The sequence below is a fragment of the Rhodovulum sp. HP10 genome (assembly GCF_047553435.1).
Classification (GTDB): domain Bacteria; phylum Pseudomonadota; class Alphaproteobacteria; order Rhodobacterales; family Rhodobacteraceae; genus Rhodovulum.
Window position 1 is genome coordinate 1,070,972 of sequence record NZ_CP180201.1, and the last position, 18,610, is coordinate 1,089,581.

An 18,610-nucleotide genomic window follows, 5' to 3' on the forward strand; every position below is an offset into this window, starting at 1 on the left:
GAGCCTGCGGCCATGACCAACATCTCCCGCCTGAACCTCTCTGCCGGGCTTGCCTCTGTCGCGACCGCGATCGCGCTGGTGGCCCTGAAGCTCTGGGCGCTGGGACAGACCGGGTCGCTGTCGATTGCGGCCTCCCTGGCCGACAGCGCGCTGGATCTGATGGTGTCGCTCGGGGCTCTGGCCGCGATCTTCTATGCTGCACGTCCGCCCGATGACGACCATGCCTTCGGGCACAGTGCGGCCGAGGATCTTGCCGCGCTGGGACAGGCCGTGTTCATCCTGGCCTCGGCCAGCATCATCGCCTTCGCGGCGATGACCCGGCTTCTGGCCGCCGATCCAGAACCGCTGTCGCAGGAAGGCCCGGGGATGGTCGCCATGGCCGTCTCGATCGTGCTGACGGCATCTCTGGTGCTGTACCAGCGCCGGGTCGCGCGGAAGACGGGCAACCGGGTGGTGGAAGCCGACTCGCTGCACTATCTGGGCGATCTGCTGCCCAATATCGGGGCGATCTTCGCGCTCTGGGCCTCGGCCAATCTGGGTCTGGCGCGGATCGACGCCGTGATCGCTCTGGCAGCGGCCGGCATGCTGGCGGTCGGCGCGCTTGGCATCGGCAAGGGCGCCTGGGACGCGCTGATGGACCGCGCCGCACCGCCCGAGACCATCGCGCGGATCGAGGCGCTGGCCGGGGACTGCACCGGCGTGCGCGGTTTTCACGACCTCAAGACCCGGCGCTCGGGGCCGCGCCTCTTCGTCAACCTGCATATCGAGCTGGACGGCGCGCAAAGCCTGAACGACGCCCATGCCATCGGCGCGCGGCTGAAACATGCGATCCTCGAGGAATTTCCGGGCGCGGATGTGATCATCCATTTCGACCCGGCGACCTGAAGCCTGACCTCAGGTGGCGCCGCAATCGGGGCAGCCGGACCGGGGATGAAGCGCGATGGTGCGGCTTTCGCCATAAAGCGCGTCATAGATCAGCATCCGTCCGCCAAGCCCCTCGCCCGCGCCGGTGACGGTCTTGATCGCCTCGACCGCCATCATCGCACCGATGACGCCCGGAAGCGCGCCGACCACACCCGCCTCGGCACAGCTCGGCGCCAGCCCGGGCGCAGGCGCCTCGGGAAAGATGCAGCGATAGCAGGGCGTGCCATGGGCCGGGTCGTACAGGCTGATCTGGCCCTCCCATTGGGCGATGGCTCCGGCGATCAGCGGCTTGCCCAGACGCGCGGCCATACGGTTGACCAGATAGCGGGTCTCGAGATTGTCGGTGCCGTCGAGGATCAGATCGTAATCGGGAAAGAGCGCCTCGGCCGTGGCCTCGTCGAGCCGGCGCCTGTAGGGACGCACGGTGACGAAGGGATTCTGAGCCAGAATGGCCTTTTGCGCGGAAAACACCTTGGGCATGCCCAGGCGCGTGTCGGTGTGGATCACCTGGCGCTGAAGGTTCGAAAGATCCACATCGTCATCATCGACGATGCCGATGGTCCCGACCCCCGCCGCCCCCAGATAGAGCAGCGCAGGCGATCCGAGCCCACCGGCACCGATCACCAGAACCCGCGCCTCCTTGAGCTTGCGCTGGCCCGGTCCGCCGATCTCGCGCAGCATGATATGGCGGGCATAGCGATCGAGCTCGACCGGCTTCAGCGGCCCCTTGGGCGCCATCGGCACCACCTCGCGCGCGACCCGCCGCTTGAGCGCGCCGAGGACACCGCGATAGGCCAGGACCAGCAGCCCGACGACACCGAGCGCCGCCCAGCCCTCGGGTGTGCCACCGATGGCGTGGCGCAGGGCATGGCCCTCGGGCATGGCGATCTGCACGATCAGCACGGCCGCGTAAAGCCCCGCGATCATGCCCCAGCGCAGCTGGCGAGAAAGCCGCAGGAGCATCCCCAGCGACCAGAGAGCCAGCGCAAGGCCAAGAACCAGCCCCATCAGCCGCGCCCCGTCGAGCCGAAACCGCCTGCGCCGCGCAGGGTCTCGTCAAGCTCCCCGACCACCTCGAAGGCGGCCTGCACCACGGGCGCCACGATCATCTGCGCGATCCGCTCGCCATGGCGGATGGTGAAGGGCTCTGCTCCGAAATTGACCAAAAGTACCCCCAGCGGTCCGCGATAGTCGCTGTCGATGGTGCCGGGCGTGTTCGGAAGCGTGATCCCGTATTTCAGGGCCAGCCCCGAGCGCGGACGGATCTGCACCTCGAACCCGGCCGGGAAGGCCATCCGGAAGCCCGTGGGCACGATCCGCCGCTCCATCGGCGCGAGGGTCAGACCCTTGTCCCTGATATCGGGCGGCAGGTTCGCGCGGATATCGGCCCCGGCCGAGCCCGGCGTCTGATAGGCGGGCAGCGGCAGGTCGCGATCGGCCCAGTCTTCCCAGACGATTTGCAGACGCGGGCTCATGCCAGGGCCTCCGCGATCCGATGCGCAAGCCGGGCCGCCACTTCGGCCTTGGGCAGGCGCGGCCAGGTCTCGACGCCCGCCTCGGTGATCAGCGACACCTCGTTCTCGGCCCCGCCCATGATGCCGGTCGCGGGCGAGACGTCATTTGCGAGGATCCAGTCGCAGCCCTTGCGCGCGCGCTTGGCCTCGGCATGGGCCACGACGTCATGGGTTTCGGCGGCAAATCCCACCACAAGGCGCGGCCGCCCCTCGGCCCGCCCGGCGATGCGGGCCAGGATGTCGGGGTTTTCGGCGAAGTCAAGCTTCGGCGCCCGCCCCGAGCCGTCCTTCTTCATCTTCTGTCCGGCAGCATTGGCGACATGCCAGTCGGCGACGGCGGCGGCACAGACCGCTGCATCGGCCGGAAGCGCGGCCTCGACCGCCTCCAGCATCTCGCGCGCGGTCTCGACCCGCACGAGATCGACCCCGCCCGGCGGCGGAACCGAGGCCGGACCGGTGACGAAAACCACCTCGGCGCCCAGCGCCACCAGCGCCCGGGCCAGTGCCGTGCCCTGCGCACCCGAGGAGCGGTTGGCGATATAGCGGACCGGGTCGATGGGCTCATGCGTCGGGCCCGAGGTCACGACGATGCGGCGCCCGGCAAGCGGCCCCGCGCCCAGCGCCGTCCCGATCGCGTCAAGGATCTCGGGCACCTCGGCCATCCTCCCCGGCCCGTATTCGCCGCAGGCCATGTCGCCCTCGTTCGGGCCGACGAAACGGATACCGTCCGCTTGCAGCAGCGCCAGATTGCGCCGGGTCGCGGGATGGGTCCACATCCGCACATTCATCGCGGGCGCCAGCAGAACCGGCTTGTCGGTCGCCAGCAGCAGGGTCGAGGCCAGATCGTCGGCCAAACCGCCCGCCATCCTGGCCATCAGATTCGCCGTTGCTGGCGCCACCACCACCAGATCGGCCGCACGCGAGAGCTGGATATGCCCCATCTCGGTCTCGCGGGTCAGATCGAAAAGGTCGCGATGCACCGCCTCGCCCGCCAGCGCCGAGACCGAAAGCGGCGTCACGAAGCGCTCGGCCGCGGCCGTCATCACCGGCGTGACGGCCGCCCCCCGCTCGCGCAGGCGGCGGATCAGGTCAAGCGTCTTGTAGGCGGCGATCCCGCCCGCGATGATCAGAAGAATGCGTTTGCCGGAAACCATGCCGCCCGCGCCCCGTTCGCTGTTCCGTCTGCCTTTGGAAACCACGTCTTAGGCCGCAGACGGGGGCGAGACAAGCAAAGCCGCCGCGTCGCTAACCGCCGGTCAGCGCCGCGCAGGGATCGTCGCGCTCGGCCGCACCGGTGACCAGCCAGTAGTCATAAGGCGGCACGCCGGTGGCGGCGACCTCGATCTGCCCGACCGAAATCAGCCGCGCGCCCTTTGCGACGAGGGCAAAGGCCGCCGGCAGTCCCCAGTCGATGCGGGCATGCCCGTTGCCCGCGATCACCGCGACCGGCCCGCCGGTCTCGTCCAGCGCCTGCCGTGCGGCCCGCGCCAGCGCCGCGTCGCGCAGCCGCTGCGCCTCGACCATGCCGGGCAGAAGAGGCTCGGGCAGCGCGTTGCAATGAGCCTCGCGCTGATCGCGGATCCGCGCCTCCAGCTCGGCCGCAGGCAAGGGGGTATCAAGCCCATAGATCCCCGCCGCCGCCCCGAAGACTGCGGCCGCACCGTCGCTCACCGCCCGGCGCACCTCGTCGCGGGGCAGCGCCGCACCATAGATGCGCGCCTCGGGCGCGGCCGAGAAGATCGGGAAATACATCGCGAAATCGGGCCAGCCCGATGCCTCCCAGCCCAGCGCCTGGCCCAGCGCCACGCCGTCGAGCCGAAGCCCCGGCGTCACCTTCGCCGCCTGCTCGGGCGTCAGCATCTCGAAGACCAGCGCTTTGGGCGCCAGCGCCCGGATGGCCGCGGCCTGGTTGGCGTGCTGTTCAGGATTGTCATGGGTCTCGCCCAGCACCACCACATCGGCGGCCGGAAGCGAGACGAAAGCCGCCGGGCCGATTTCCTCGGCGCCAGCGGCAGTGGCGGTCAGGGCCGCGGCCAGCGCGGCGATTCTAGCAACATGTCTCACGCGAGGAAGTGAAACACCTCGGGCGACTGGGCTTCAAGGCTCTTGCGCATCTTGCCGAAGGCCGCGGCCTCGAGCTGACGCACGCGCTCCTTCGACAGTCCCAGCTCGTTGCCGAGACTTTCCAGCGTGCGCGGGTCGTCGCGCAGCTTGCGCTCCTTGACGATGAAGCGTTCGCGGTCGTTCAACTGGCCCATGGCATGGACCAGCCAGCCGCGCAGCTGCGCCCGGTCGCGCCCGTCCTCGACCAGATCGGCCGCCTGCGCACTGTCATCCTCGATGGTCTCGATCCATTCGCGGCCCTCGTCATCGGTCGATTGCGTCGCATTCAGCGAGAAATCCGAGCCCGACAGCCGCCCTTCCATCATCTCGACATCGTGCAGCGGCACGCCAACCTCGGAGGCGATCATCTGGCGCAGCTGGTGACGGTCGAGCGTCTCGCCCCGGCCCGCCGCCTCGCGTTCCAGCCGGGCCTGAACCCGGCGCATGTTGAAGAACAACGATTTCTGGCTCGAGGTCGAGCCGGTCCGGACCATCGACCAGTTCCGCATCACATAGTCCTGGATCGAGGCCTTGATCCACCAGACCGCATAGGTCGAGAAGCGCACGCCGCGGTCGGGGTCGAACTTGTCGGCCGCCTTCATCAGCCCGAGACTCGCCTCCTGGATCAGGTCGTTCATCGGCGCGCCGTAGCGCTTGAATTTTGCCGCCATCGAGATCGCCAGCCGCATATAGGCCGTGATCAGACGATGCAGTGCGGCTTCGTCGCGTTCGTCGCGCCAGGCATAGGCCAGCCTCAGCTCGGTCTCGGCGTCCAGAAGCTCCGCCTTCATCGCCTGACGCGACAGCGAGTTCGCATCGTATCCGTCAAGTGCCATGGCATGTTCCCGTCAGACAGAGATTTATCATTCCCTAAACTATACGCGCGCGATCTGGTTCCAGATCACACAAGAGCTTGAACTATTCGAAACATTCCCGCGCCGCTTGTGTGCATCTTCGCACAGAAGCGGCAGCGATCCGAAACCCCGATCCCGCCCATCACGAAAACGCGTTTCGAACCGGGACCGAAGCGGGATAGGCTCGCGCCATGACCTACGTTCTGTTCATAGGCGATCGGACCTATTCCAGCTGGTCCCTTCGCGGCTGGCTGATGCTGGAGAAATTCGGCCTGCCCTTCAGGGTAGAAGAGGTCGGGCTCTATACCGGAACGCTCGCCGCCGATCTGGGCCCGGTCGCGCCCGCCCGGCTCGTGCCGGCGCTCATGATGCCCGGGGGCGAGCCGCTTGGCGACACGCTGGCCATTGCCGAAACCCTGGCCGAGCGCCACCCCGAGGCCGGGCTCTGGCCCGAGGACGAGACCGCCCGGATGCGCGCCCGCTGGCTGGCGGCCGAAATGCATTCGGGCTTTGCCGACCTGCGCGCGCATTGCCCGATGGCGCTGATACGGTCCTATGACAGCGTCCGGCCGCCGCCCGAGGTGCTGGCGGATCTCGACCGGCTGCAGATGCTCTGGTCCGGCGCGCAGGAGCGCTTCGGCGCAGGCGGCCCCTGGCTTTTCGGGCGCTATTGCCTTGCAGATGTCTTCTTCGCCCCGGTCGCGGCCAGAATCGCGACCTATGGCCTGCCGGTCGGCGATGCGGCCGCAGCCTATGTCGCCCAGCATCTGGCCGACCCGGCCTTCCGCCGCTGGCGCGCCGAGGGGCTGACATACCGCTACACGCCCGAGCCCTATGCGATGGATCTGCCGCATCTGCCCTGGCCGGGCCCCGAGCCCGTGCCGGCCCGGGCCGTCCCGCATGGCCCCCCGATCAATGCCGCCTGCCCGCTCACCGGCCGCCCCCCGAGCCATTTCCTCGAAATCGAAGGCACCGTCATCGGATTTGCCAGCCTTCGCGCCCGCGACATGGTCGCGAACGACCCCGAGGCTTTCCCCGACGTCGCTGCCATTTACCATTCGGTAACCAAGGAGGCGTAGCCGTTTCCCGGTTCGAACCGGAGAGCGCGAGATGGTAGCCCGTGCCTATACCGTGGCCTTCGACGGGATCGAGGCGCGGATCGTCGAGGTGCAATGCGCCGTGGCGGCGGGCCTGCCCGCCTTCTCGGTCGTGGGCCTGCCCGACAAGGCGGTCAGCGAGGCGCGCGACAGGCTGCGCGCGGCGCTGGTGGCGATGGGCGTGGCGCTGCCTTCGAAACGGATCACCGTCAATCTCTCGCCCGCCGACCTGCCCAAGGAGGGCTCGCATTTCGACCTGCCGATCGCGGTGGCCCTGCTTGCCGCCCTCGACGTCATCCCGCGCGACATGGCCGAAGGGGTGGTGGCGCTGGGCGAGCTGTCGCTCGACGGGCGTCTGGTGCCGGTGATCGGAGCCCTGCCTGCGGCGATGGCCGCAGCCGAGGCCGGGCGCGCGCTTCTGTGCCCCAAGGCCTGCGGCGCCGAGGCCGCCTGGGTCGGGGCGACACAGGTGCTGGCCGCGCCCGACCTTGCATCGGTCGTGCGCCATTTCACCGGTCAGGCGCCGCTTGCCCCGGCCGAGCCGGGGGAGATCGCCCCCATCGCGGCCGCGCTCGACCTGTCCGACGTCAAGGGACAGGAGCGCGCCAAGCGCGCGCTCGAGATCGCGGCCGCAGGGCGTCACCATCTGCTTCTGGTGGGCGAGCCCGGTTCGGGCAAGTCGATGCTCGCGGCGCGGATCCCGGGCATCCTGCCGCCGCTTTCGCCCGCCGAGGCTCTTGAGACCTCGATGATCCAGTCGCTGGCGGGCCTGCTCGACGAGGGCGGCATCTCGCGCCAGCGCCCGTTCCGCGACCCGCATCACACCGCCTCGGTCGCGGCCATCGTCGGCGGCGGTCGCGGCGCCCGCCCCGGAGAGATCAGCCTTGCCCATAACGGCGTGCTCTTCATGGACGAGTTTCCCGAATTTCCGCGCCAGGTGCTGAACACGCTGCGCCAGCCGATCGAAACCGGCGAGGTCGTCGTGGCGCGCGCCAATGCCCATACCCGCTATCCCTGCCGGTTTCTGCTGGTGGCCGCGGCCAACCCCTGCAAATGCGGCTACCTCGCCGATCCCGCCCGCGCCTGCGCCCGTGTTCCGCAATGCGGCGAGGACTATCTCGGCCGGATCTCGGGTCCGCTCATGGACAGGTTCGATCTGCGCGTCGACGTGCCGCCGGTGGCGTTCCGGGATCTCGATCTGCCCGCCTCCGGCGAAAGCTCGGCCGAGGTCGCCGCTCGGGTCGCGGCCGCACGCATGCGTCAGAGCGCGAGATTCGCGCATGCCCCCCGCACGCGGGTCAATGCAGAGGCCGAAGGCGTCCTCCTGGAAGAGATCGCCGCCCCCGACGCCGAGGGCCGGGCGCTTCTGCTGCGCGCGGCCGAACGCTTCCGGCTGACCGCCCGCGGCTATCACCGCGTGCTGCGCGTGGCCCGGACCATCGCAGATCTGGACGGCACCGACCGGGTCGCCCGCCCGCATGTGGCCGAGGCGGTGAACTTCCGCCTCGGCATAGGAAATCTTTAGCAGCGCGCAGAAATGGCCCCGCGCCCGGGGCAACCCCTGCCTACATCGCAGAGAAGGTGGCGAAGGTGACGATCGCCACCGCCGCCACGCCCATCGCGATCAGCAATCCAAGCGGCAGGCGCGCAGATCCGGCCTGCCGTTTGCCCTGCGCGACGGCCAGCCCGCCCCCCAGCGCAAGAAGCGCAAGCCCAAGGAAGGCGCCGATCCATTCCATTCTGGCCAATGTCGTCGACATGGGTGCCGCCGCGACAGGAAAGATCGTCGCCAGATCGAGAAGGTAAACCGCCATGAAGGCAGCACCGGCGAGCGCCGGATAGATCCCCACCCGTCCGGTCCTCAGAACGCGATAGGCCAGGACCAGGCTCCCGAGACCGAGCAGCGTCAGGAAGACGTTGAATGAGGCCAGGACAGGGACGCCATATCCCGGGAAGCTGCGGGTTTCGACAAATCCCCCCGGCACCATCAGGGTCAGGTTCAGGGTGCTCAGGACGAGAAGGGCCGCGAGACCGCGTATCTTGGTCATGTGTCTGTCATTCCGGGTTATCAGGAGGAAGAAGAGGCGCCATCAGAAGAGAAAAGGCGCGCTCGGAAAAACGTGCCTCCTCGCCCTCGGCCAGGTCGGAGGCGTTCATCGCGAACCAATGGTCGACGGTGATGAGGATGTTCAGGGCGACATCCGCGAGCAGCCCGAGGGGAAGGTCGTCCCGCACCGCTCCGACCGATTGCCCCGCGGCAAGCACGCGCTCGATATGGCCTCGCAACAGCGCAAGCGGCCCGGCGAAGGCGCGCTGTGCGGCAGCTTCCCGGTGCAGGGTCCTGAGCAGCGAGGCCATGCATTCATCGCCCTGAAGCGCCCCGGCCAGCCGACGGCACAGGGCCGCAATCTGCGTCCAGTAGGTCTCGCGGTCGGCCCCGGCAATCGCTTCGGCATTCCCGCCGAGCGTGCCGAGGGGCGCCAGACGGCGTTCGAGTGTGGCCCGGAACAGGTCGCCCTTGTCGGCGAAGTAGTGATAGGTGCGTCCTTTGCTTTCTCCCGCTGCCGCGATGATGCGGTTGAGGGAGGCGTTTTCGAACCCATGGTCGCAGAACTCCAGCTCTGCCGGGTCAAGCCAGCATGCACGCGCCTGATCGCTCAGTGCGGCGAACCTGGTACGACTGGCTGGAATGGGCAGGGACAATCAGGCTCCGACAGGATGAGGAAATCAGGGATGCTGCCACATTTAGACCACCGGTCTAAAAATGTCAAATCGGCGGCAACCCGGCATAGAACCGGGATTTGCGACAGGTCATTGTGGGGACAGAGCAGGCGACGCACCCAGGGCGGGATGCCGCGGTCTTTCAAGGCATGGCGGAGGCAACAGACATGGCCGCCGCGCCCGTCCCCTGCAGGCTGCCCGGCAACGCGCCGGCGCCGGCGCCGGTGAAATCGCTGCCGCAGCGGCGGTCATTAAGAGCTTTGGCATTCCGGAACGGCACAAACCCTGGCGCTCCGTCCACAGGCGGACCTGCCCCACGGACAGCTTCCTTTGCCCTCGCCCCCCGAGTTCGCCCGATGGCGCGGGGCCCCTTTGGGCGGATACCGTCGAAAAACTCGCCGAATGGCTTCAAGAGGCCAGAACGGCGAAAAACCACTTCGCAGACACGCCGGGCCGTAAATTCCGTTCTTCAAGAGGTGAACGCTCGGAACGGTTTCCTAAATGCAGAAAGTGATTTTATGCCAGCCGAAGTTTTTCAACGGAACAGGCGGTCAGCAGAGATCTGCACCGACTCGGTGCTTCGCCGGAGGATGTCCGGTTCGTCCTGCGGTCGCGGGCGGCGCCAGGCTTGGGCATGCTCCACCAAAAGCATCACGACCTGCCCCCCCTCCGGCGCCGAGATCCGCAACGCCGCCCGTCCGATAGGAAACCGGACAAGGCGGAAGAACGGGTCGATGCCGATCCACGAAGGCGGCAACGCGATACCGCTTCAGCCGGCGCGGCGGGCCTCGATCGCCTCCCAGATCAGAGCAGCTATATTGGTCTTGTCGAAGCGCTCGAGCTCCTGGATGCCGGTCGGCGAGGTGACATTGATTTCGGTCAGATGCTCTCCGATGACGTCGATACCGACAAAGATCTGCCCGGCCTCCTTAAGGGTCGGACCGATGGCGGCACAGATCTCGAGATCGCGCGGCGTCAGTTCGGCCCGTTCGGCACGCCCCCCGACATGCATGTTGGACCGCGTCTCACCTGTGGCCGGCACCCGGTTGATCGCTCCGACAGGGGAACCGTCAACGAGTATCACCCGCTTGTCCCCCCTGCTGACAGCCGGAAGGAATTTCTGCGCGATCAGCGGCTCGCGATTCATGCCGGCGAAAACTTCATGCAAGGAGGCGAGGTTGCGGTCATCCGGACCAAGCCGAAAGATCCCGGCGCCGCCATTGCCGTAAAGTGGCTTGAGGATGATGTCGCCATGCAGATCCTTGAAGGCGCGCAGCGTCTCCAGATCGCGGGCGATCACAGTCGGCGGGATCAAATCTGGGAAACGCAGGACCAGCAGTTTTTCGGGAAAATTCCGCACCCAGAACGGGTCGTTCACGACCAGAGTGCCGGGCGTCAGCATCTCGAGAAGATGCGTCGTCGTGATATAGCCCATGTCGAAAGGCGGATCCTGCCGCAGCCATACGACATCGAAGCCGCCGAGATCGAGCTCGCGCTCTTCGCCAAGGGTGAAATGATCGCCCCTGACCCGACGCACCTCCAGCGGCCAGCCCCGCGCCATCACCCGCCCGTCGCTCCAGGACAGCCGGTCCGGGGTGTAGTAGAACAGGCTATGCCCGCGCGCCTGAGCTTCCTCCGCAATCCGGAACGTACTGTCCGCATCGATATTCACGGCCCCGACCGGGTCCATCTGAATGGCTACCTTGAGCGGCATTGCGTTCTCCCTCGCCCGGCCTTCCCAACCGCCGCCACCCTGGGCGATGCGGCATCCGCTCTGGATGACCGAGGCGCCTGGAATTTGCAACCGCGCTCAGGCGCAGAACGCGTTCTCGAGAATGTCGACTTCGCCGAAACCGTTCACAAGCGCAACGTCGAAACGGATATCGGTCAACTGCCCGCCGGGTTCGCCCGCAAGATATTCCTGCGCCGCCGTCATGACACGATCCATCTGGCGCCGCGTGACCCGCTCGGCAGCACGGGCGAAACTGCGGCTTTTCTTGACCTCGACGAAGACGAGCGCGTCGCCATCACGGGCAACGAGGTCGATCTCGCCGCCCGCCCCGCGCCAGCGCCGGGCCACGATCGCCATGCCGCGCCCCTCATACCCACGGGCAACGCAGTCCTCGGCAGACCGCCCGGCGTGATAGGAAACCGTTCCGCTCATCCCGTTCCCTCCGGCTTGGCAGCATGCCGTTCTCGCAACAACGCCGCCTGGTAAACCCGGCGCCGCGGCAGTTCGAGCGCCGCCGCCACTTCGGCCACCGCGTCCTTCACGGAAAGACGCGCCAGCGCCTCGTCAAGCGCCGCGTCGAGATCGTTCTGCTCGACAGCCCTGACAGGAGCCCGTCCGACCAACAGCACGATCTCGCCGCGAACCTCACGGTCGCGAAAGGCCTCTGCCAGTTCGGCGAGACTGCCACGCGAGACCTCCTCGAATCGCTTGGTCAATTCCCGGCAGACCGCTGCGTCGCGATCTCCTCCGAGAGATACCGCCATTTCTGCTAACAACCGGCTAATGCGTTTGGGAGATTCATAGAAAACCAGCGTCGCGGGCACATTCGAAAGCTCGTCCAGCATCCGGCTGCGCGCGCCCGACTGGGCAGGCGGAAACCCCGCGAACAGCACACGATCACTTGGCAGGCCCGCCACCACCAGCGCGGCCAGCATCGCCGAAGGTCCGGGGGCGGCATGCACCGCGACCCCGGCCGCGATCGCGGCCCGCGCCAGCGGAAAGCCCGGATCGGACACCATCGGCGTGCCCGCCTCGCTGACACAGGCGACCGACTTGCCTGCGGCCGCCATTTCAACCAGGGCATCGCGCACCGAGGCTGGGGAATGGTCATGATAGGCAATCAACGGCCGCTCGCCGAGCGCAATGCCATGGATCTGCATCAGATGACGCGCCGTGCGGGTATCCTCTGCCGCGATAGCGTCGGCCGACGCCAGAACATCGAGCCCCCTGAGCGTGATGTCGCGCGCGGCACCGATCGGCGTGGCCACGAAATAAAGCCCGGGGGCCAGCGGATTTCGGAGGATCTCCAAGGATTCTTTTACCTGTCTGACGTTTACTTGCCCCGTCGATCCGCATAGGGTCGCCGACGAGATCGCCCCAGCGAAGGAGACGTCCATGTTCGCCGTTTTTCGCGCCTGCCGCAAGCGGTTGCCAGCGGTTCGGCCGAGGGTTCTGGCATCGGTTCTGGGTCTCGGCGCACTCGCTCTGCTTGCGGCCTGCCAGCCCGGAGGTATCGGCGGCGGCCCGTCGATCGACGGATCGAAACCGGTTCCGGTGGCACTGCTGGTGCCGGGCGGCTCGGCCAATGCGGGCGACCAGGTTCTGGCGCGCAGCCTCGAAAACGCCGCACGTCTCGCGATTTCGGATCTCAAGGGTGTGAAGGTCGATCTTCGCGTCTATGAAACCGCAGGCAATCCCGATATCGCCGCCAAGGTCGCCTCCGAGGCCGTCTCGGACGGCGCCAAGATCATCCTCGGCCCGCTCTATGCACAATCCGCAAATGCGGCCGGCCTGGCCGTCGCACGGCGCGGCGTCAACGTGCTGAGCTTCTCGAACAACCCCGAGATCGCCGGCGGCAACGTGTTCGTGCTGGGACCGACCTTCGAGAACACAGCCAACCGTCTGGCGCGCTACGCCGCGGCACAGGGCCGGACCAATGTCATGATCGTGCACGATCCCGATGTGGCGGGCGAGGCCGGGCGCGCGGCAATCGCCTCGGCCGTGGCCCGCAGCGGCGGATCGGTCGCCGCGACCGGCAGTTACGAGCTGTCGCAAAACGGCGTGGTCCAGGCCATCCCCTCCCTCGCGCGCAAGGCGCGCGACTCGGCCGCACAGGCTATCTTCTTCACCGCCAGCACCGCCGGCGCCCTGCCGCTGCTGGCGCAACTGCTTCCGGAAAACCGCGTAGATCCCGCCAAGGTGCAGTTCATCGGGCTGACACGCTGGGACATCCCGCCCTCCACCCTGGCGCTTCCCGGACTGCAGGGTGGCTGGTTCGCCCTTCCTGATCCCGGCGTTTCGGACCGGTTCGAACGGCGCTACACGGCCGCCTATGGCGAGCCGGCCCATCCCGCGGCGGGCCTTGCCTATGACGGCATCGCCGCGATCGGCGCCCTTGCCAGCCAGGGCCGCAGCGACGCATTGTCGGTTTCCGCCCTGACCCAGCCTTCGGGCTTTGTCGGCGTCAACGGCGTGTTCCGCCTGCGTACAGATGGAACGAACGAGCGGGCCTTGGCCGTGGCCGAGATCCGCGACAACCAGGTGACCGTGATTGACCCCGCTCCAAGAAGTTTCGGCAGCGCAGGCTTCTAGCCCGTCCAGAGCCCGCAAGACGACCCAGGCGCCGGACAGCCTGATCTGCCCGGCCTCCGACATTTTCGATCAGACGGCCTTCGAGGCCGAACTGACCCGGCTGACGGATCAGGGCATCGACTCCAAGGCCCTGCGGGATGCCGTTGTGCATTACCTTTCCGAGGCCCGGCAGAAGGGGCGCGGCGCGATCGCTGCAGCCTTTGCCGACAGGCCATTTGACGCCGGCCCGACCGTGCGCGCCTATACCTGGCTCACCGACTGCCTGGTCCGCGCGACCCTGAGGGTCTCCGGCGAAGTCCTGCACCCGCGGCCCAACCCGACCGAAGGCGAACGGCTCGCCGTATTCGCGGTCGGCGGCTACGGCCGAAGCGAGATGGCGCCGCATTCCGATGTCGACCTGCTGTTTCTGATCCCCTACAAGCTGACCCCCTGGGCGGAAAGCGTGATCGAATCCACGCTCTACATGCTCTGGGACCTAAGGCTGAAAGTGGGGCACGCCTCACGCACGGTGAAGGACTGCCTGCGACTGGGGCGCGAGGATTACACGATCCGCACGGCCCTGCTGGAAAACCGCCTTCTCGGCGGGCATGCGCCGCTGGCCAGGGCCCTGGACAGCGCGCTTTGGGACGATCTCTTCAAGGGCACGGCGGCCGAATTCATCGAGGCCAAGCTGGCCGAACGCTCGGAACGTCACCGCAAGCAGGGTGGCCAGCGCTACGTGCTGGAACCCAATGTGAAGGAGGGCAAGGGCGGGCTGCGCGACCTGCAATCGCTCTACTGGATCGCGAAATACGTCTATCGCGTCGACCGCGCCTCTCAACTGGTCAAGCTGGGCTTCTTCACTCGCGACGAATTCACCGGTTTCGTCGCGGCAGAGCGGTTTCTCTGGGCCGTGCGCTGCCATCTGCACCTGATCGCGGACCGCGCGATCGACCAGCTGACCTTTGACATGCAGGTCGAGGTGGCGGCGCGGATGGGCTATGCCGATCATGGCGGGCGCCGCGCGGTCGAGCATTTCATGCAGGACTATTTCCGCCACGCCACCACCGTTGGCGACCTGACCCGGATCTTCCTGACCAAGCTCGAGGCCGCCCATGTCAAGAAGGAACCCGCGCTGATCGGGCTGTTCCGGCGCCGCCGGAAGGTGCCGAAAGGCTACGAGATCGTCCAGAACCGCATGAATGTCTCGGACCCCAAGGCATTCCTGGCCGACAAGCTGAACCTGCTGAAGATCTTCGAGGAAGCGCTCCGGACCGGCACGCTGCTGCATCCCGACGCGATGCGACTGATCCAGGCCAATCTGCGGCTGATCGACGAGGATGTCCGCAACGCCCCCGAAGCACAGCGGATCTTCCTCGACCTGCTGCTCAAGCACGGCAACCCCGAACGCTCGCTCCGGCGGATGAACGAGCTTGGCGTGCTCTCGGCGCTGATCCCGGAATTCGAGCCCATCGTGGCGATGATGCAGTTCAACGTCTATCACAGCTACACGGTGGACGAGCACACGATCCAGTGCGTCTCGACGCTCGCCCAGATCGAGCGCGGCGAACTGATCGAGGAACTGCCCATCGCCAGCCGGATCCTCAAGGACGGCCTGAACCGGCGGGTGCTGTATGTCGCGCTCCTGCTGCATGACATCGGCAAGGGCCGCCCCGAAGACCATTCGGTGCTGGGCGCGCAGATCGCGCGCAAGGTCGCGCCGCGGCTCGGGCTCAGGCCGGAGGAATGCGAAACCGTCGAATGGCTGGTGCGCTATCACCTGCTGATGTCGGACATGGCCCAGAAGCGCGACCTGTCCGACCCGCGCACGGTGCGCGATTTCGCCAAAGCGGTGAAAACCCGCAAGCGGCTCGACCTGCTGACGGTGCTGACCGTCTGCGACATCATCGGGGTGGGCCCCGGCACCTGGAACAACTGGAAGGCCCAGCTGATCCGCAGCCTCTACTGCGAGACCGTGCGCGCGCTGGAAGGCGGGCTGGAGGATGTCAACCGCGACCGCCGCGAGGCCGAGGCCCGGCGCGCGCTGCGCGAGGCGCTTCCGGACTGGGACGCGAAGGAGCTGCGGGCCGAGATCGGCCGCCATTACGGCCCCTACTGGCAGGGCCTGCCGACCGGAACGCATGTGGTGATGGCGAGGCTGCTGCGGGGCATCAGCGACGACGAGATCCGGATAGATCTGGCCGAGGATGCCGACCGCGACGCCACCCGGGTCTGCTTTGCGCTTTCGGACCATCCCGGCATCTTCTCGCGGCTGGCCGGCGCGCTGGCGCTGGTCGGCGCCAACGTGGTCGACGCGCGCACCTATACCACCAAGGACGGATACGCCACCGCCGCCTTCTGGATCCAGGATGGCGACGGCTCGCCCTATGACGCCTCGCGGCTGAGCCGGCTCAGCCAGATGATCGAGAAGACCCTGATGGGCGAGGTCCGCCCGCGCGAGAAGCTGGCCGACCGCGACAAGTTCAAGAAGCGCGAGCGCAGCTTCCGCTTCCCGACCTCGATCACCTTCGACAATGACGGCTCGGAGATCTACACCATCATCGAGGTCGATACCCGCGACCGGCCGGGGCTGCTTTACGACCTGACCCGGGTCTTCGCGACCAGCAACATCTATATCGCCTCGGCGATGATCGCGACCTATGGCGCGCAGGTGGTCGACAGCTTCTATGTGAAGGACAGCTTCGGGCTGAAGCTCTATGCCAGATCGCGGCAGGAGTCGCTTGAACGCAAGCTGCGCGAGGCGATCGTGAAGGGCACCGAAAGGGCGAACAGCTAATGCGCCCGATCCGGCTGGTGTCGGGCTTTATGACCGTCGGCGTCTGGACCCTGGCCAGCCGCATCCTGGGCTTCGCCCGCGACATCCTGATCGCCGCCTATCTCGGCACCGGCCCGGTGGCCGAGGCCTTCCTGGTGGCCTTCTCGCTGCCCAATATGTTCCGCCGCTTCTTCGCTGAAGGGGCGTTCAACATGGCCTTCATTCCGCTCTTCTCGAAGAAGCTCGAACGGGACGAGGGCGCGCTCGACTTCGCCCGCGACGCCTTCACCGGGCTTGCGACGATCCTGATCGGCTTTACCCTTCTGGCCCAGATCGCGATGCCTGCCCTGGTGCTGGCCATGGCGGGCGGCTTCGCGGCCGACCAGCGCTTCGACATCGCGGTGGTCTATGGCCGGATCGCCTTTCCCTATATCCTGTTCATCTCGCTGGCCGCACTCCTGTCGGGCGTGCTGAACGCCACCGGCCGCTTCGTCGCCGCGGCGGCGGCACCGGTCCTGCTGAACATTCTCCTGGTCGGCGCGATGCTGCTGGCGGCCGAAATGGGCTGGCCGGTCGGCGATGCGCTGGTCTGGACGGTGCCGCTGGCCGGGATCGCACAGATGGCGCTGGTCTGGGCGGCTGCCGCGAAGGCAGGCTTCCGTCTGACCTTCCGCCGCCCCCGCCTCACGCCCGAACTGAAGCGGCTGGCCATCATCGCGGCGCCGGCCGCACTGGCGGGCGGCGTGGTGCAGGTCAATCTGCTGATCGGACGTCAGGTTGCCAGCTTCTTCGAGGGCGCCGTAGCCTGGCTCTCCTATGCCGACCGGCTCTACCAGCTGCCGCTTGGCGTGGTCGGCATCGCCATCGGCGTGGTGCTCCTGCCCGATCTCTCGCGCCGTCTGGGCGCAGGCGACACCGCGGGCGGGCGCGACGCCTTCAACCGCGCGGGCGAATTCGCCCTCGCCCTGACCCTGCCCGCCGCGGTCGCCCTGGCCACGATTCCGGGGCCCATCGTGGCGGTCCTGTTCCAGCGCGGCGCCTTCGACCAGGCCGATGTGGCGGCCACGGCACTGGCCGTCGCGGTCTATGGCGCGGGGCTGCCGGCCTTCGTGATGCAGAAGGTCCTGCAACCGCTGTTCTTCGCGCGCGAGGATACCCGGCGCCCGTTCCACTATGCGCTCGGCGCGCTCGCGGCGAATGCGGGTATCGCCATCGGGCTGGCCCCGGTCTTCGGCTATATCGCCGCCGCCTGGGGCACGACGCTCGCGGGCTGGGCCATGGTGGCGCTGCTCTGGCGCGGATCGCGGCGCTTCGGTGCTGCCGCCGAACCCGATGCGCGGTTCCTGCGCCGGGCCGGCAGGATCGCGCTGGCCTCGGCGCTGATGGGGGCGATCCTGTGGCTCGCGGCCCGGGGCGCAGAGCCCTGGCTGGCCGGGGGCGGGCTACGCTATCCGGCCCTGGCCGGGCTGGTGGCGCTGGGCATCCTGTCCTATTTCGGGCTGGGCCACCTGCTGGGCGCGTTCCGGCTGTCGGAATTCCGCCGGGCGATGCGCCGTCAGCGCTGACGGATCTTCGCCCGCACCCGGGCCCAGCCGCCGGGGCTGACCACGAAGGACAGCAGGAAACCGGTGCAGAACCCGGCCAGATCGGCGACCCAGTCGAGCCCGCCGCCGAACAGCAGGCCGAACAGAAGCTGGATGCCCAGAAGCAGCCCGATCAGGGTGAAGGCCCGGTACTGGGTCGGGCCGGTCCCCGCGAGCCGCACCCACATCAGGAAGGTGAAGGCGCCGATCAGCCCGTAGACAGCAGGATAACCGCCGATCAGCGGCATCGGCGTATCGAGCAGAAGCCCATAGGCCAGCGCGCCGACGATGGCCGCACCGAAAAAGACCAGCAGCACCGCCCAGGCCCGGAACACCTCGCCCACCATCTTGCCCAACGCCAGGATGAAGACCACGACGAAGACCGCATGGGTCAGGCTGGCATGGATGAAGGGATAGGTGACGAAGCGGATCATCTGGTCGGCGGGAAACTGACCGCTCTGCAGCATCCAGTCGAGAACCTGCCCCGAAAAGCCGTAATCGCGGATCGCCTGCAATCGCCAGCCGACCGCGGCAGGTCCGCCCACGAGCCCGCTCGCCCCGAGGCTCAGGACCGCCTCCATCGCGATGACCGGCAGCGCCAGCAGCCAGACCACGGCGGGCAAGGGATTGATCGGCGGAGCGTTCGGATCGGACTGCATGCGACACGGGCCTCGGTTGACGCTGTTCCCCCGCATCGGTAAGCGAACGAAGCGTGAAATTCCAGACGGAGATGAA

17 protein-coding genes are annotated in these 18,610 nt (G+C 67.6%); 6 read left to right on the forward strand and 11 right to left on the reverse strand.

All coding sequences use genetic code 11. The features are described 5' to 3' along the window. The first annotated feature begins 12 nt into the window (after positions 1-12). On the forward strand, positions 13-885 hold the full coding sequence (locus tag ACK8CO_RS04885; protein ID WP_414898349.1) for a cation diffusion facilitator family transporter: 873 nt from the start codon (positions 13-15) through the stop codon (positions 883-885). A 9-nt stretch (positions 886-894) separates the two neighbouring features. On the opposite strand, the gene ACK8CO_RS04890 is transcribed toward ACK8CO_RS04885, so the two are convergent. The 5 genes from ACK8CO_RS04890 to ACK8CO_RS04910 form a co-directional block, all read right to left on the reverse strand. After that, positions 895-1,932, reverse strand: coding sequence for a HesA/MoeB/ThiF family protein (locus ACK8CO_RS04890; protein WP_414898350.1), 1,038 nt, complete (start codon positions 1,930-1,932; stop codon positions 895-897). Then, a complete protein-coding gene (dut, locus tag ACK8CO_RS04895; RefSeq protein WP_414898351.1) occupies positions 1,932-2,399 on the reverse strand; it encodes a dUTP diphosphatase in 468 nt (155 codons plus the stop codon). The genes ACK8CO_RS04890 and dut overlap by 1 nt, the downstream gene beginning before the upstream one ends. After that, the gene (gene coaBC / locus ACK8CO_RS04900) at positions 2,396-3,592 is read right to left on the reverse strand and encodes a bifunctional phosphopantothenoylcysteine decarboxylase/phosphopantothenate--cysteine ligase CoaBC (protein WP_414898352.1); all 1,197 of its coding nucleotides are present in this window, start codon (positions 3,590-3,592) and stop codon (positions 2,396-2,398) included. Before coaBC ends, dut begins: the two co-directional genes overlap by 4 nt. Positions 3,593-3,683: 91 nt before the next feature. Next, a complete protein-coding gene (locus ACK8CO_RS04905) occupies positions 3,684-4,502 on the reverse strand; it encodes a ChaN family lipoprotein (RefSeq protein ID WP_414898353.1) in 819 nt (272 codons plus the stop codon). Further along, entirely contained in the window at positions 4,499-5,377 is an 879-nt protein-coding gene (locus tag ACK8CO_RS04910; protein WP_080615524.1) for an RNA polymerase factor sigma-32, read from the reverse strand. Before ACK8CO_RS04910 ends, ACK8CO_RS04905 begins: the two co-directional genes overlap by 4 nt. Before the next feature lie 209 nt (positions 5,378-5,586). Here ACK8CO_RS04910 and ACK8CO_RS04915 point away from each other — a divergent pair, with 209 nt between their 5' ends. Together ACK8CO_RS04915 and ACK8CO_RS04920 are read left to right on the forward strand one after the other, a co-directional pair. Next, positions 5,587-6,474 (forward strand): glutathione S-transferase, encoded by an 888-nt coding sequence (locus ACK8CO_RS04915; RefSeq protein WP_414898354.1) that lies wholly within the window; start codon positions 5,587-5,589, stop codon positions 6,472-6,474. Between the two features lie 31 nt (positions 6,475-6,505). Further along, on the forward strand, positions 6,506-8,017 hold the full coding sequence (locus ACK8CO_RS04920) for a YifB family Mg chelatase-like AAA ATPase (protein WP_414898355.1): 1,512 nt from the start codon (positions 6,506-6,508) through the stop codon (positions 8,015-8,017). Positions 8,018-8,057: 40 nt separating this feature from the next. Here the strand turns inward: ACK8CO_RS04920 and ACK8CO_RS04925 are convergent, their stop codons facing one another. The 5 genes from ACK8CO_RS04925 to rsmI form a co-directional block, all read right to left on the reverse strand. Then, a complete protein-coding gene (locus ACK8CO_RS04925) occupies positions 8,058-8,540 on the reverse strand; it encodes a hypothetical protein (protein ID WP_414898356.1) in 483 nt (160 codons plus the stop codon). Positions 8,541-8,547: 7 nt separating this feature from the next. After that, complete coding sequence (locus tag ACK8CO_RS04930) at positions 8,548-9,195, reverse strand: TetR/AcrR family transcriptional regulator (RefSeq protein ID WP_414898357.1); 648 nt, start codon at positions 9,193-9,195, stop codon at positions 8,548-8,550. A 787-nt stretch (positions 9,196-9,982) separates the two neighbouring features. After that, positions 9,983-10,927, reverse strand: a complete 945-nt coding sequence (gene gshB / locus ACK8CO_RS04935) for a glutathione synthase (protein WP_414898358.1) — start codon at positions 10,925-10,927, stop codon at positions 9,983-9,985. 96 nt (positions 10,928-11,023) lie between these two features. After that, positions 11,024-11,377, reverse strand: coding sequence for a YraN family protein (locus tag ACK8CO_RS04940; protein ID WP_414898359.1), 354 nt, complete (start codon positions 11,375-11,377; stop codon positions 11,024-11,026). After that, positions 11,374-12,342, reverse strand: coding sequence for a 16S rRNA (cytidine(1402)-2'-O)-methyltransferase (rsmI, locus tag ACK8CO_RS04945; RefSeq protein WP_414898360.1), 969 nt, complete (start codon positions 12,340-12,342; stop codon positions 11,374-11,376). The genes ACK8CO_RS04940 and rsmI overlap by 4 nt, the downstream gene beginning before the upstream one ends. Here rsmI and ACK8CO_RS04950 point away from each other — a divergent pair. From ACK8CO_RS04950 to murJ, 3 genes are read left to right on the forward strand one after another with little or no spacing between them, the layout of a single operon-like run. Beyond that, positions 12,341-13,537, forward strand: coding sequence for a penicillin-binding protein activator (locus tag ACK8CO_RS04950; protein WP_414898361.1), 1,197 nt, complete (start codon positions 12,341-12,343; stop codon positions 13,535-13,537). The genes rsmI and ACK8CO_RS04950 overlap by 2 nt on opposite strands. After that, positions 13,497-16,313, forward strand: a complete 2,817-nt coding sequence (locus ACK8CO_RS04955; protein ID WP_414898362.1) for a [protein-PII] uridylyltransferase — start codon at positions 13,497-13,499, stop codon at positions 16,311-16,313. Before ACK8CO_RS04950 ends, ACK8CO_RS04955 begins: the two co-directional genes overlap by 41 nt. Beyond that, positions 16,313-17,857, forward strand: a complete 1,545-nt coding sequence (murJ, locus tag ACK8CO_RS04960; protein ID WP_414898363.1) for a murein biosynthesis integral membrane protein MurJ — start codon at positions 16,313-16,315, stop codon at positions 17,855-17,857. The genes ACK8CO_RS04955 and murJ overlap by 1 nt, the downstream gene beginning before the upstream one ends. Here murJ and ACK8CO_RS04965 read toward each other — a convergent pair. Continuing rightward, entirely contained in the window at positions 17,848-18,534 is a 687-nt protein-coding gene (locus ACK8CO_RS04965) for a rhomboid family intramembrane serine protease (protein ID WP_080615512.1), read from the reverse strand. The genes murJ and ACK8CO_RS04965 overlap by 10 nt on opposite strands. Between the last annotated feature and the right edge of the window lie 76 nt (positions 18,535-18,610).

What these genes read in the sequence shown, in the direction of transcription:
- ACK8CO_RS04885 (WP_414898349.1), top strand. Translation starts at nt 13, where the DNA reads ATGACCAACATCTCCCGCCTGAACCTCTCTGCCGGGCTTGCCTCTGTC.
- ACK8CO_RS04890 (WP_414898350.1), bottom strand. Translation starts at nt 1,932, where the DNA reads ATGGGGCTGGTTCTTGGCCTTGCGCTGGCTCTCTGGTCGCTGGGGATG.
- dut (WP_414898351.1), bottom strand. Translation starts at nt 2,399, where the DNA reads ATGAGCCCGCGTCTGCAAATCGTCTGGGAAGACTGGGCCGATCGCGAC.
- coaBC (WP_414898352.1), bottom strand. Translation starts at nt 3,592, where the DNA reads ATGGTTTCCGGCAAACGCATTCTTCTGATCATCGCGGGCGGGATCGCC.
- ACK8CO_RS04910 (WP_080615524.1), bottom strand. Translation starts at nt 5,377, where the DNA reads ATGGCACTTGACGGATACGATGCGAACTCGCTGTCGCGTCAGGCGATG.
- ACK8CO_RS04915 (WP_414898354.1), top strand. Translation starts at nt 5,587, where the DNA reads ATGACCTACGTTCTGTTCATAGGCGATCGGACCTATTCCAGCTGGTCC.
- ACK8CO_RS04920 (WP_414898355.1), top strand. Translation starts at nt 6,506, where the DNA reads ATGGTAGCCCGTGCCTATACCGTGGCCTTCGACGGGATCGAGGCGCGG.
- ACK8CO_RS04925 (WP_414898356.1), bottom strand. Translation starts at nt 8,540, where the DNA reads ATGACCAAGATACGCGGTCTCGCGGCCCTTCTCGTCCTGAGCACCCTG.
- gshB (WP_414898358.1), bottom strand. Translation starts at nt 10,927, where the DNA reads ATGCCGCTCAAGGTAGCCATTCAGATGGACCCGGTCGGGGCCGTGAAT.
- ACK8CO_RS04940 (WP_414898359.1), bottom strand. Translation starts at nt 11,377, where the DNA reads ATGAGCGGAACGGTTTCCTATCACGCCGGGCGGTCTGCCGAGGACTGC.
- ACK8CO_RS04950 (WP_414898361.1), top strand. Translation starts at nt 12,341, where the DNA reads ATGTTCGCCGTTTTTCGCGCCTGCCGCAAGCGGTTGCCAGCGGTTCGG.
- rsmI (WP_414898360.1), bottom strand. Translation starts at nt 12,342, where the DNA reads ATGGACGTCTCCTTCGCTGGGGCGATCTCGTCGGCGACCCTATGCGGA.
- murJ (WP_414898363.1), top strand. Translation starts at nt 16,313, where the DNA reads ATGCGCCCGATCCGGCTGGTGTCGGGCTTTATGACCGTCGGCGTCTGG.
- ACK8CO_RS04965 (WP_080615512.1), bottom strand. Translation starts at nt 18,534, where the DNA reads ATGCAGTCCGATCCGAACGCTCCGCCGATCAATCCCTTGCCCGCCGTG.